General features: G+C 59.4%; 14 protein-coding genes. 5 read left to right on the top strand and 9 right to left on the bottom strand.

Features of this window, described 5'->3' with window-relative positions:
* Positions 1-29 precede the first annotated feature (29 nt).
* The 5 genes from KW839_RS20725 to KW839_RS20745 form a co-directional block, all read right to left on the bottom strand.
* A complete protein-coding gene (locus KW839_RS20725; protein ID WP_218425356.1) occupies positions 30-602 on the bottom strand; it encodes a DUF6162 family protein in 573 nt (190 codons plus the stop codon).
* Positions 599-928, bottom strand: a complete 330-nt coding sequence (locus KW839_RS20730; RefSeq protein ID WP_060541003.1) for a hypothetical protein — start codon at positions 926-928, stop codon at positions 599-601. Before KW839_RS20730 ends, KW839_RS20725 begins: the two co-directional genes overlap by 4 nt.
* A complete protein-coding gene (locus KW839_RS20735; protein ID WP_218425357.1) occupies positions 925-1467 on the bottom strand; it encodes a thiamine pyrophosphate-binding protein in 543 nt (180 codons plus the stop codon). Before KW839_RS20735 ends, KW839_RS20730 begins: the two co-directional genes overlap by 4 nt.
* The gene (locus KW839_RS20740; protein WP_218425358.1) at positions 1464-2666 is read right to left on the bottom strand and encodes a PepSY domain-containing protein; all 1203 of its coding nucleotides are present in this window, start codon (positions 2664-2666) and stop codon (positions 1464-1466) included. Before KW839_RS20740 ends, KW839_RS20735 begins: the two co-directional genes overlap by 4 nt.
* 269 nt (positions 2667-2935) lie before the next feature.
* Positions 2936-3394 (bottom strand): VOC family protein, encoded by a 459-nt coding sequence (locus KW839_RS20745; RefSeq protein ID WP_060541006.1) that lies wholly within the window; start codon positions 3392-3394, stop codon positions 2936-2938.
* Positions 3395-3649: 255 nt separating this feature from the next.
* On the opposite strand from KW839_RS20745, the gene KW839_RS20750 reads away from it, so the two are divergent.
* From KW839_RS20750 to KW839_RS20765, 4 genes are all read left to right on the top strand, one after another.
* Positions 3650-3919, top strand: coding sequence for a hypothetical protein (locus KW839_RS20750; protein WP_060541007.1), 270 nt, complete (start codon positions 3650-3652; stop codon positions 3917-3919).
* Between the two features lie 99 nt (positions 3920-4018).
* On the top strand, positions 4019-4633 hold the full coding sequence (locus KW839_RS20755; protein WP_218425359.1) for a LysE family translocator: 615 nt from the start codon (positions 4019-4021) through the stop codon (positions 4631-4633).
* A 205-nt stretch (positions 4634-4838) separates the two neighbouring features.
* A complete protein-coding gene (locus KW839_RS20760; protein WP_060541009.1) occupies positions 4839-5993 on the top strand; it encodes an aminotransferase class V-fold PLP-dependent enzyme in 1155 nt (384 codons plus the stop codon).
* Between the two features lie 60 nt (positions 5994-6053).
* The gene (locus KW839_RS20765) at positions 6054-7862 is read left to right on the top strand and encodes an aminopeptidase P family protein (protein WP_218425360.1); all 1809 of its coding nucleotides are present in this window, start codon (positions 6054-6056) and stop codon (positions 7860-7862) included.
* Between the two features lie 59 nt (positions 7863-7921).
* Here KW839_RS20765 and KW839_RS20770 read toward each other — a convergent pair whose 3' ends face one another.
* Together KW839_RS20770 and KW839_RS20775 are read right to left on the bottom strand one after the other, a co-directional pair.
* Positions 7922-8512, bottom strand: coding sequence for a 2-hydroxychromene-2-carboxylate isomerase (locus tag KW839_RS20770; RefSeq protein ID WP_218425361.1), 591 nt, complete (start codon positions 8510-8512; stop codon positions 7922-7924).
* 36 nt (positions 8513-8548) lie between these two features.
* A complete protein-coding gene (locus KW839_RS20775) occupies positions 8549-9277 on the bottom strand; it encodes an SDR family oxidoreductase (RefSeq protein ID WP_218425362.1) in 729 nt (242 codons plus the stop codon).
* A gap of 104 nt (positions 9278-9381) precedes the next feature.
* On the opposite strand from KW839_RS20775, the gene KW839_RS20780 reads away from it, so the two are divergent.
* The gene (locus tag KW839_RS20780) at positions 9382-9942 is read left to right on the top strand and encodes a TetR/AcrR family transcriptional regulator (RefSeq protein WP_060541013.1); all 561 of its coding nucleotides are present in this window, start codon (positions 9382-9384) and stop codon (positions 9940-9942) included.
* A 9-nt stretch (positions 9943-9951) separates the two neighbouring features.
* On the opposite strand, the gene KW839_RS20785 is transcribed toward KW839_RS20780, so the two are convergent.
* Entirely contained in the window at positions 9952-10233 is a 282-nt protein-coding gene (locus KW839_RS20785; RefSeq protein WP_060541014.1) for a hypothetical protein, read from the bottom strand.
* Between the two features lie 170 nt (positions 10234-10403).
* The gene (gene rhtA / locus KW839_RS20790; protein ID WP_060541015.1) at positions 10404-11291 is read right to left on the bottom strand and encodes a threonine/homoserine exporter RhtA; all 888 of its coding nucleotides are present in this window, start codon (positions 11289-11291) and stop codon (positions 10404-10406) included.
* Between the last annotated feature and the right edge of the window lie 315 nt (positions 11292-11606).

The following is an 11606-nucleotide window of genomic DNA, read 5'->3' on the forward strand; positions in this document are numbered from 1 at the left end:
GCGGTCTTCTCTCGGATAAAGGCGGGGGGTCAGTGCCGGTGCTGGCGGGTCACGCCGGCATCGAACTGCGCGACAATCTGCTTCCAGCCGGCGCTTTGCAGAGCGGCGTCGCTGAGGTCTTGCGGTGCAGTGGCCTGGCTGTCGCGGTTGAGCCAGATGTCCGGTGCGACATCGGCTGCAGTCAGGCGCATCAGAAACGAACCGGCGACATCCTGCACTTGGCTACGGCCGAAGTAGGCCCTGGCCTCAATCAACTGCCAGGCATGACCGCCCCGGCTGACGGAGCTGGCATCCTGAGCGAACGGGGCAAAACCTTCCCCGGCGAGGACCTCTGGAGTCGGCAGTGATTGCTGTTCCTGGCGCAGCAGGTGGATTTCGTCGAGCGTCACACGCAGATCGGCGTAGATGCCTTGCTCGGAAGCACTGAGGTCGCGACGGGCATCCAGTTGGTGGCTGCTGACGCTGCTCACCTCATGGATCTCACTGCGCCAGAGCACCACGGAACCTGCGACCGCGAGGATCAGCAGGCACAGCAGCAGGACGTAGAGGGTTTCATGGCCGGCTCCGGCCGGTCGGATCACCTGGGTGGTTGGAGTACTCATGGTGCCTCGATGTCCGCTTGGTCAATCTCGACGACGTGACCGGGACCTGCGTCGAACAACACATAGAACTCGGCGCCGGGTTTTTTGAAGGTCAAGGTCGAGTCGGCGCCGAGCTTGCCCGGCACGAGGATGGTTTCGTCGTAGCCGATCACATCGAGGGTCACCCCTGGCGCGCCGCTGCCGTCGGAGAAGCCGCCGGTGCATTTGATCTGTTCGGCGTCGATAGCTTTGCATTCGCACATCGGGTTGTGGGCCAGGGCCGTGGCGCTGAAGCCGGCGCTGAGCACCAGCAAGATGGCGTGCAGAGGGCGAAAGGTCTTGCTCATGGTTTGCTTCCTTGTTTGTTCAGCCAGGCGATGGTGGCCGGGGATGCCTGGCTCAAGGGAATGGAGGCCTGATGCATGGCGCCGTCCCAGCCTTCCATAGTGATCCACAGCTCGGCATCGGCCGTGGTCTTTTCCGGGACGGGCAACGAGGCGCCCATGCGATAGGGCGTGCCGAAGAAAATCACCCCGGCGGCGCGCAGGCTGCGGGGTTTGCCGATGCGCAGGTAAGTGGCCTTGACCTGTGCGATACAGCTATCACAAAGCGCTGCGTTGAAGCCCTTCATGTAACCGGCCGGGCCATCGAGCGTGGGAGCCGCGTTACGCAACTCCGCCAGGCGCAGGCTCCAGGGGCCGACCTGAATGTCGCCGACCTCCCGTTCGCCCAGGCCACTGTCACCGCGCATCAACGCCTCGTCGGCGAAGTACTTGGGCATGAAACCCAGGGGGATCAGCAACAACAGAATGTTCAGGTGAAACCGCCATTTGCGCCAGAACACACTGAGGCGCGAGGGCTGTGGGGCGGTGTTGACTTTGCTCACAGGTTAGCCTCCGACGTTTCGTTGCTGGTGACCGGTTGCGCCTTGGCGCCCTTGTGTTTTTTGTTGCTGCGCTTGAATGCGTTGGCGGTGGCCAGCGCTGTGCGCTTGGTCCAGATCAGCAAGCCGCTGAACACCATCATGCTCAGCAGCAGGCCGAAAAACGCCCAGATCAACTTGATCCACAGGCCACCGAAGTCCCCGGTGTGCAGCGGGCGCATGGACTCGGTGACGAATTCCAGCGCCGAACGGTCCGAGATCAATCGTGAAGCAGCGATTTCGCCGGTGTAGGGGTTGAGGGTGGCGGTCTGGAACATCAGCGGATACCAACCGCGTCCACCGACGTCCATATGGCTGTACGCATTGCCCGGCAGGCTGACGAAACTGGCCTCCAGCCCGGAGATTTTCTGCGAGGCGATTTCAATCGCACGATCAAGGTCGATGCGTGGCGGTGGCGAACCATCGGCCGATTGCGGCACGGCTTCGCGGGACATCGACGGGATGATCTTTTCGGTGGAAATGGAAATCTGGTTATCGAACAGCAACGCCTGGATCAGGAACCAGGTGCCGGTAATGGAAATGACCGCGATGAACCAGATCGACCAAATGCCGCTCAGCCGGTGAAAGTCGCCCCAGAAAATCCGTGCGCCGTGGCGAAAACGCAGGGTCGGGCTGAAAAAGCCCTTCCAGAAGCGTTTATAGACCACAAGCCCGGTGACCAGCGAAGCCAGCAGTGGCAATCCGAGAAACGACACCAGGTACCAGCCCCAACTGTATCCATTGGTGAACGGCACCAGCCACCAACCGTGCAACGCGCGGGTGAACGCGCGGAAGTTGAAGGCGGGGGCGACGCCCTGGATGACACCGCTATAGGGGTTGACGTACACCACCACCGAGCGCCCATCGGGATAGCTGACTTTGACATCGAGGGCGAAGTGCGACTCGTCGGGACGACTGATGCTCTGCACCACGGTCTGTGGCTCGGCTTTATTGATGGCCTCGATGACCTGCTGATAACTGAGCAGCGGGGCGTCGTTTGTTGGCTGGCTGGCGCGCATCGGCGGGTTGGCCAGCCAGACGATTTCCTGGCTAAGCACCGCCAGGGTGCCGGTCACACAGACGATCAGCACGAAAAACCAGATTGGCAGTGCCAGCCAGCTATGAACCAGAAACCAGATTTTTGAACGGGACTTCGTTGACATGATGAGCGGTCTTGCCTGGATGAGTGGGTCACTGCTGTGGGTTGCACAGCATCAAGGCCCATGAAAGGTACGGTCGTGGCTTTTGCCGACGCGACCGACTGCATCTAGATAAGACGTATGAGGACTGGAAAACCCGAACGGTAATATGAAAGAAAATGTTTCTCATTACAATAAAAAATCGCAACCGTCGGCAGCTCCTGCAGGTGAACGCTGTTTGCAGGAGCTGCCGAAGGCTGCGATCTTTTGATTTTTTCGATGCGCAGCAGCAATCAACCCTGGCTGAACATTTCCTTCGCCCGCTGCTCGATCTGCTCCTGGGTCAGGTCTTCCTTGCGCGTGGCCAAAAACCACAGATGCCCGTAGGGGTCCTTCAAAGTTCCTGAACGGTCGCCATAGAACTGATCCTTGACCTCGGACACCGACGTCGCCCCGGCATCGATGGCTTGTTTGAAGGACTTGTCTACGTCTGTCACATACAGATGCAGACCCACGGAGGGTGAGTTGTCCGGATTGCTTAGCGGCCCTTGATCACAGGGTGTGCCGAGCATGATCGGGCAATCGCCGATGCGTAGTTCAGCATGGCCGATGCCGCCGTCGGGCATGGCCAGGCGCATGACTTCGATGGCGCCGAAGGCTTTTTTGTAGAACTCGATGGCCTCGGCGGCTTTTTGAATGCCCAGATAGGGCGTGATGCTGTGGTAGCCCTCTGGAATGGGTTTGACGCTCATGATGGGTCTCCCTGTTCTCTTGTAGTGAGTGGAAGAGGTTCCTTGGCCGTTACCGGCTGGATAAATATAGGCCAGCCCCCTTAGTGCCACCGAACGCCCGACGAGCAGCAGCGTCGCAGCTGTGCAATCGAGTGAGCAGGTCGCGTCACGATTGCCCAAGCATGATAGCCACTATTGAAAGCGTTGATTTCTGTCCCTTCGGACGCGCGGGTAGCCTGTGTTCATTGCCCCGAACAAGATGCCAGGACGCCGAAAATGAAAACCCTGATCGCCAGTTTGCTGCTGCTCGCCAGTGCTGTACTTGCCGGATGTGCCGGCCATGTTTCTCCAGAGTTGCGGCCCTACACCACCGAAGAAAGCCAGGAGTTGGCGCTGGAGGCGTTGAACCGTCGTGGCTTGTCTTTCGATGAATACCACGCAAAAAAGGCCGAACTGCTCGGCGAGCCGCGCAAACGCTTCAAATTTGATAGCCGTGGCGAAATGAACGCCGAGCGATCTGTACAGCTACACGGTCGCCCAAGCTGAGCGAAACTGTACTGGCAGAAGTTTTGCCAAACTGTCCGTGGGTTTCGCCCGGGGTGTGCGATAGGGTCACTACCTGACTGACCCAGATGGACACCACCCATGACGCTCTCACTCGACCTGCTGCTGGGCTTCGCCCTGTTCGCCCTCGTCACTTCGATCACGCCCGGCCCGAACAACACCATGTTGCTGGCATCCGGCGTGAACTTCGGCTTCAACCGTACCATTCCACACATGCTCGGCATCAGCTGCGGCTTTTTCCTGCTCGTGGTGGCCGTCGGTTTCGGACTGGGCGCGGTGTTCCAGACTTATCCTCTGTTGTATACCGTACTGCGTTATGTCGGCGCGGCGTATTTGTTGTACCTGGCATGGAAGATCGCCCATTCCGGGCCGGTCTCGGACAGTGACACAGGTGAGGCCAAACCGATCAGCTACCTGGGTGCCGCGGCGTTTCAGTGGGTCAACCCCAAGGCCTGGATCATGGCCATCGGTGCTATCAGCACCTACACGCCGATGCAGGGCTATTTCACCAACGTGATCGTCATCGCCGCCGTTTTCGCCGTGATCAACCTGCCAAGCGTCGGACTCTGGGCCGCTTGCGGCACGCTGCTGCGCAATGTCCTCAAGGACCGCCGCTGGCTGCGCCTGTTCAACTGTGGCATGGCAGCGCTTCTGGTGGTTTCTTTGTATCCGTTGCTGCTCGAAAGCTTTAGCTGACGCATTGCTTCAACCGGTTGCCCGATGCCTGTTAAGCTCACTTTTCAGGAGCGTTCCTACGCACTTTTAAATGAAGTTGTACTTCTTTAACGGCATCCGATCAGGTATTGGTAACGTTCTGAAAATCGCACGCAGCTCACAAAGCTGCGTCTGCGGTTTGCAGTCACGAGCTTCCTGATCCCGGAACACGCTCTGCGAGTCCTTTATGAATAAACGTCCGTTGTATTTCGATTACGCCGCCACCACGCCGGTGGATGAGCGGGTCATCAAGGTTATGGTCGAGTGTCTGGGTTTTAACGGCAACTTCGGCAATCCCGCATCCAGCTCCCATGCCTTTGGCCAACAGGCTCGGCAATCGGTCGAACAGGCGCGGCGTCAGGTCGCCGAACTGGTCGGTGCGATGCCTGAGCAAATCGTCTGGACCTCCGGCGCCACCGAGTCGAATAACCTCGCACTCAAAGGTGTGGCCCAGGCTCGCACGGCTGCCGGCGGTCACATCATCACCAGCCAGATCGAGCACAAGGCGATACTCGACACCGCCCGGCAATTGCAGGAGGCCGGTGTTGCGGTGACTTATCTTGTGCCTGACGCCGAAGGTCTGATCACCCCGCAAGCGGTCAGCGAAGCCATGCGCGAGGACACCTTCCTCGTCTCGCTGATGCTGGTCAACAACGAACTGGGTACGCTCAACGACATTCCTGCAATCGGCCAGGTGGTGCGCGGCAGCGGTGCGTTATTCCATGTCGACGCAGCGCAAGGCGCGGGCAAAGTGGCAATCGACCTGGCGCAGTGGCCGGTGGACCTGATGTCGTTTTCGGCGCATAAACTCTATGGCCCAAAAGGTATCGGCGCGTTGTATGTCGGCCCGCGTGCGCAGCAGCGTCTGCAGGCGCAGATCCACGGCGGCGGTCACGAAGGTGGTTTGCGTTCCGGCACCCTGGCGACCCACCAGATCGTTGCCATGGGCGAGGCCTTCACCTTGGCGGCAGGCTGTTTTGACGCAGAGAAAGTCACGATCGTGCGCCTGCGCGAACGCTTGCTCGAACAACTGCTGAGCCTGCCCGGCGTGCGCCTCAATGGCAGCCCGAACCAGCGCATTCCACATACCCTGAGCCTGACCTTCAATGAAGGCGAGTTCAATTCGGCGGCGTTGGGCCATTCGATCGCGTTTTCCGCGACCTCGGCCTGCAACTCCGCCAGCAATGCTCCATCCCACGTGCTGCTGGCCCTGGGGCATGACGCCCGTTCAGCCAGTCGCACCATCCGCTTGAGCCTGGGACGTTTCACCACCGAGCAGGATATCGATCAAGCGGCAGAACTGATTAAAGCGGCCGTCGCGAGCGCTCCGGCGTTCTGGTAGGTGCGAGCTAGCTCGCGATCGGCGTCGTACAAAAATGAATAGTGGTTAGCAGGAGTCACGATGAATACGCAGTTTTCAATTAACGGATCGGTGCCCCAGCGCCTGGCACAAACCCGCGAGCTGATGAGCCGGGAGGGCATTCATGCCCTGCTGGTGCCGTCGGCCGACCCGCACCTGTCCGAATACCTGCCAGGCTACTGGCAAGGGCGGCAATGGTTGTCGGGTTTCCATGGTTCGGTCGGCACCCTGATCGTGACCGCCGATTTCGCCGGTGTCTGGGCAGACAGCCGGTATTGGGAGCAAGCGACCAAAGAACTCAATGGCAGCGGCATCGAACTGGTCAAGCTGCAACCGGGTCAGCCCGGCCCGCTGGAATGGCTGGCCGAGCAAACGCCGGAGGGTGGTGTGGTCGCCGTCGATGGCGCGGTCATGGCGGTGGCCTCGGCACGTACCCTGGGTAGCAAGCTCGAAGAACGCGGCGCGCGTTTGCGCACCGATATCGATGTGTTGAACTCGGTCTGGAGCGATCGTCCGAGCCTGCCGAACGAGCCGATTTATCAGCACTTGCCGCCACAGGCGACGGTCAGCCGTGGGGAAAAACTCGCCAAACTGCGTGAAGCCCTGCAGACCCGTGGTGCCGACTGGCATTTCATCGCCACCCTCGATGACATCGCGTGGCTGTTCAACCTGCGCGGCGGCGATGTGTCGTTCAACCCGGTGTTCGTTTCCTTCGCCCTGATCAGCCAGCAGCAAGCCACCTTGTTCGTGGCTTTGAGCAAAGTCAGCGCCGAACTGCGTGCGATTCTCGAGCGGGACGGCGTCACTCTGCGCGACTACAGCGAAGTGGCTGGCGCTCTGCAGGCGGTGCCTGATGGTGCGAGTCTGCAAGTCGATCCGGCGCGGGTCACCGCGGGCTTGCTGGATAACCTCGGCAGCGGCGTCAAACTGATCGAAGGCCTCAATCCGACCACTCTCGCCAAGTCGCAGAAAAGCCAGGCCGATGCCGGGCACATTCGCCAGGCCATGGAGCAGGACGGTGCGGCACTGTGCGAGTTCTTCACCTGGCTGGACGGCGCCATGGGCCGCGAGCGCATCACCGAGCTGACCATTGATGAAAAGCTGACTGCCGCCCGTGAGCGTCGACCGGATTATGTGTCGCTGAGTTTCAATACCATCGCCGCGTTCAACGCCAACGGCGCGATGCCGCACTACCATGCCACCGAAGAAGAACACGCGGTAATCGAAGGTGACGGTCTGTTGCTGATCGACTCCGGCGGCCAGTATCTGGGCGGCACCACTGACATCACGCGGATGGTGCCGGTCGGCACACCAACCGCCGAGCAGAAGCGTGATTGCACCCGCGTGCTCAAGGGCGTGATTGCCTTGTCCCGCGCGCAGTTTCCGAAGGGTATTCTCTCGCCATTGCTCGACTCCATCGCCCGTGCGCCGATCTGGGCTGAAAGCGTCGACTACGGTCACGGCACCGGCCACGGTGTAGGCTACTTCCTGAACGTTCACGAAGGTCCGCAAGTAATCGCCTATCAGGCAGCCCCGGCACCGCAAACCGCGATGCTGCCGGGCATGATCACTTCCATTGAACCGGGTACCTACCGTCCTGGCCGTTGGGGTGTGCGCATCGAGAACCTGGCGATGAACCGTGAGGCAGGCAAAAGCGAATTCGGCGAGTTCCTCAAATTCGAAACCCTGACCCTGTGCCCGATCGACACCCGCTGCCTGGAAACCTCGCTGCTGACCGAGGACGAAAAGCAGTGGTTCAACGCCTACCACGCCGAAGTGCGTGAGCGCTTGAGCCCGTTGCTCGACGGTGCAGCTCTTGAATGGTTGAACACCCGCACCGCGGCTATTTGACCGGCTGACACCCAGGCGCTATGGCCGGCGCCTGGGTGTCGACATCCAACGGTCAAGATTCAGCTCAGGGCCTCAATGACGAAATCCAGTCGATCCTGGCCGAAGAACAGCTGATTATCGACAAACATGCTCGGTGCGCCGAACACCCCTCGCTGCACGGCCTGCTCGGTGTTGTGCTTGAGGATGGACTTGATTTCTTCGTCGCAGGTTAAGGCCAGCACCTCTGTTGGATCGAAAGCGTTTTCGCTCAGGACAGCCGCCACGGTTGTCGGCTCATCAAGGCTGCGGCCGTCGACCCAGAGGGCCTTGAACAGGCAATCGATGAAGGCGCCGAAGCGTTCCGGGTGGCGCAATTGAATGCCGGTTACGGCACGCATGAGCATCAATGTGTTGATCGGGAAGTGCGGATTGAATTTCAGCGGCACGCCGTAACGTCTGGCGTAGCGATCCAGGTCCTGAAACATGTAGCGGCCTTTGGCTGGAACGGTCGCCGGGGAGGCGTTGCCGGTGGCTTTGAAGACACCGCCCAGCAGGATCGGAATGTAGATCAGCCGGGCATCGGCCTCGGCGCAGATCTTTGGTAGCTGGGTGTAAGCCAGGTAGGTGGCAGGACTGCCGAGATCAAAGTAGAACTCCACGGTTTTGCTCATATTCGGTGTGCTCGTCTTGTTGTTATGGGGATGGGCTTACCAGCGTTCGCTCCAGGGGCGCAGGTCCAGCTCGAAGGTCCAGGCGTCGCGAGGCTGGCTGTGCAGGTACCAGTAGTTCTCGGCAATGTGCTCGGGATTGAGGATGCCGTCCTGGTCCTTGGTTGCGTACTTCTGCGGGAAGCTGTCGCGAATGAAGTCGGTATCGATGGCGCCGTCGACCACCACATGGGCGACATGAATGTTCATCGGTCCAAGTTCGCGGGCCATGCTCTGCGCCAGCGCACGAATCCCGTGCTTGGCTCCGGCGAATGCGGCAAAGCCGGCGGCGCCACGCATACCTGCGGTGGCTCCGGTAAACAAAATGGTGCCCCGTTGACGCTTGGCCATGCGCTTGGCCACTTCACGCGCGTTGAGAAAACCCGAAAAGCAGGCCATTTCCCAAATCTTGAAATACTTGCGCGCAGTTTCTTCGAGAATGCTGCATGGCACATTGGCGCCGATATTGAAAACGAAGGCTTCGATAGGGCCGATCTGGCTTTCAATCTGCTCGACCAGGGCAATCACGTCTTCTTCTTTACGGGCATCGCAGGCAAAACCGTGGGCTTCGCCGCCACGGGCGTGGATGGCATCCACCAGCGGCTGGAGTTTTTCCGCGCTACGGCGGGTCACGCAAGCGACAAAACCTTCTTCGGCGAAGCGCTTGGCAATGGCGCCGCCCGTGGCGTCACCTGCGCCGACAACCAGTACGACCTTCTTGTTATTCATGCTTGTTACTCATGGATGTATCCCTTTGGTAAACGATCGTTAACTAAACGAACGTTATGCTATGATTCGACAAGCGTCAAGGCGATATAATTCGGGAGAAGGGCATGCGTTATTCGGCCAGTCACAAGCTGGAGACCAAAGAGAAACTGCTGCAAAGCAGTGCGTTATCAGCCAAGAAATCCGGCTTCTCGACGGTGGGAGTCGATGGCCTGATGAAAGCGATCGGTTTAAGCGGCGGGGCGTTTTACAGTCATTTCTCGTCGAAAGACGAGTTGTTCGCCAATATTGTCGAGCGCGAGTTGGGTCAAAGCCTGGAGCGCCTGGGGGCGGATGGCAACCGTGAAAAACTGCAGCGCTGCCTGAAGCTTTACCTGAGCATGTCCCATGTCGAGCACCCCGACACCGGTTGTGTATTGCCGGCCTTGGGGGCGGAAATTGCCCGCGCTGACGTGGAGATTCGGCAACAGGCAGAACACTGGATCTGTCGGCTTCAGGAGAGCTGGGCGCAGATCCTGCAAAGCGACAGCCTGGCCTGGGCGATTCTATCGCAGTGCATCGGTGCGCTGGTCGTGGCGCGGATGCTGGCTACACCGCAGATCCAGCGTGCGGTGTTGCAGTCCAGCTACGATGAGATTGGCCGTCAGATCGCAGGCCCGGGGGGCTGACGGGGCGGCCTATTTGCAGATGACGATCATGCTGCGACTGGTATAACCGGCAGGGTTGAGGCCAAACGGATAGTCGCCCGGCTCTTCCACCGTGTCCCCCGACTTGGCAATGACCTTGTACCCCTTGGGAGCGCAGGCGTTGGTGGCGGTGGCGTTGCACTTGTCCCAGGATGATGACAGGCCGGAACAGTTGATGTGCAAGCCTTTCTTGCCGTGTTTGACCTGGGACTTTGACGTCGCCGCGCAGCCCGCAATTGCAAGTACGGCGATGAGTAGCAAAATTCGTTTCATTACTGTCCTTAAGCGTTCCCGAGTCTTGTGCCCGGGTCTGGCTGCATTCGCTCGCGCTTGAAGCGTTCTGATACATCCCTATCCTGAATGTCCATGGTCTGACTTTATGCGCGCGGGTTTAAACATGGCCTAATTGAGCGTCAAATGCCAGACCTTCGTCATATCTACTCTCAATCCGCTGCTATTGCTGGCTTGGCAGTGCTGCCCATGGTCATGGTGGCGCCGACGGAAGCCAGGATGATGCACAGGATGGCCATCCACTGTGAAAACGACAGGTATTCTTGCAAAAACAGCAGCCCCGACAGCGCACCGATTGCGGGCTCGATGCTCATCAATGTGCCAAAGGTTCTGGCCGGCATGCGCGTCAGAGCGACCATCTCCAGTGTGTAGGGCAGGGCGGTGGACAAGATGGCAACCCCAAGCGCTACCGGGATCAGCGATGGGGTCAGCAGGGCAGAGCCTGCATGGACAATACCGATAGGGGCCACGAAGAGCGCTGCGATCATCACCCCGAGCGCAGCGGTCTGCACGCCATTGTCGGCGCCGGCCTTTTGCCCGAAGAGAATGTACACGGCCCAGCAGACCCCAGCGCCCAAGGCGTAACAGGCACCGGTCAGATCAATCCCCGCGCTCGCTTCTCCCATGGGTATAAGCAATAACAAGCCGGCAGCAGCCAGGGCGATCCACAGAAAGTCGATCGCGCGACGGGAGGCGTAGATAGCAACCGCCAATGGTCCGGTGAACTCCAGCGCTACCGCGATCCCCAGGGGGACTGTCTGCAATGACATATAAAAGAGGAAGTTCATGCCGCCCAGCGCCATTCCGTAAACGACAACGGTGCGCAGGGATTTTGCCGTGAGTTTCGCGCGCCATGGCCGCAGGATCAGCATCATGATCACGCTGGCGAACACCAGGCGCATCGTAGTTGTCCCTTGCGCTCCGATAACGGGAAACATGCTTTTGGCCAGGGAGGCACCGGACTGGATCGATGCCATGGCTATCAGCAATAGTCCAACCGAGAACAGGGTGGAGGCCAGGGGGCGTGGCTGGTCATTCATTGCGCGGCATCGTCCGAATCAGGATGTGAAGAGGGGGGTTGCTTGGCTTTGGGCAATATACTGCGCATTCCCTGCGGGCTCGTCTATATATAAGCAGCGTTTTTAGCTATCTCGATAGAAAACCAAATCAACCCTTGACGGCAGATTCTGGAGGCCTATAATTCGCCCCACTTCCGGCGCAGTCGAAACGGAAAACTCCTTGGTAAACAATGAGTTACGCAGTTTTCGACAGCAAGTTGCTTCAGTTCATCGAAGCCGAAAGGGAGTTGAAAAAGAGGTGTTGACAGCAGCGTGTAACGCTGTAGAATTCGCCTC

Source organism: Pseudomonas sp. PDM31 (assembly GCF_019218965.1).
Classification (GTDB): domain Bacteria; phylum Pseudomonadota; class Gammaproteobacteria; order Pseudomonadales; family Pseudomonadaceae; genus Aquipseudomonas.

Coding starts and splice junctions, on each gene's coding strand:
- KW839_RS20740 (WP_218425358.1), bottom strand. CDS start 2,666: ATGTCAACGAAGTCCCGTTCAAAAATCTGGTTTCTGGTTCATAGCTGG.
- KW839_RS20775 (WP_218425362.1), bottom strand. CDS start 9,277: ATGAATAACAAGAAGGTCGTACTGGTTGTCGGCGCAGGTGACGCCACG.
- KW839_RS20725 (WP_218425356.1), bottom strand. CDS start 602: ATGAGTACTCCAACCACCCAGGTGATCCGACCGGCCGGAGCCGGCCAT.
- KW839_RS20730 (WP_060541003.1), bottom strand. CDS start 928: ATGAGCAAGACCTTTCGCCCTCTGCACGCCATCTTGCTGGTGCTCAGC.
- KW839_RS20745 (WP_060541006.1), bottom strand. CDS start 3,394: ATGAGCGTCAAACCCATTCCAGAGGGCTACCACAGCATCACGCCCTAT.
- KW839_RS20770 (WP_218425361.1), bottom strand. CDS start 8,512: ATGAGCAAAACCGTGGAGTTCTACTTTGATCTCGGCAGTCCTGCCACC.
- rhtA (WP_060541015.1), bottom strand. CDS start 11,291: ATGAATGACCAGCCACGCCCCCTGGCCTCCACCCTGTTCTCGGTTGGA.
- KW839_RS20750 (WP_060541007.1), top strand. CDS start 3,650: ATGAAAACCCTGATCGCCAGTTTGCTGCTGCTCGCCAGTGCTGTACTT.
- KW839_RS20780 (WP_060541013.1), top strand. CDS start 9,382: ATGCGTTATTCGGCCAGTCACAAGCTGGAGACCAAAGAGAAACTGCTG.
- KW839_RS20765 (WP_218425360.1), top strand. CDS start 6,054: ATGAATACGCAGTTTTCAATTAACGGATCGGTGCCCCAGCGCCTGGCA.
- KW839_RS20760 (WP_060541009.1), top strand. CDS start 4,839: ATGAATAAACGTCCGTTGTATTTCGATTACGCCGCCACCACGCCGGTG.
- KW839_RS20755 (WP_218425359.1), top strand. CDS start 4,019: ATGACGCTCTCACTCGACCTGCTGCTGGGCTTCGCCCTGTTCGCCCTC.
- KW839_RS20785 (WP_060541014.1), bottom strand. CDS start 10,233: ATGAAACGAATTTTGCTACTCATCGCCGTACTTGCAATTGCGGGCTGC.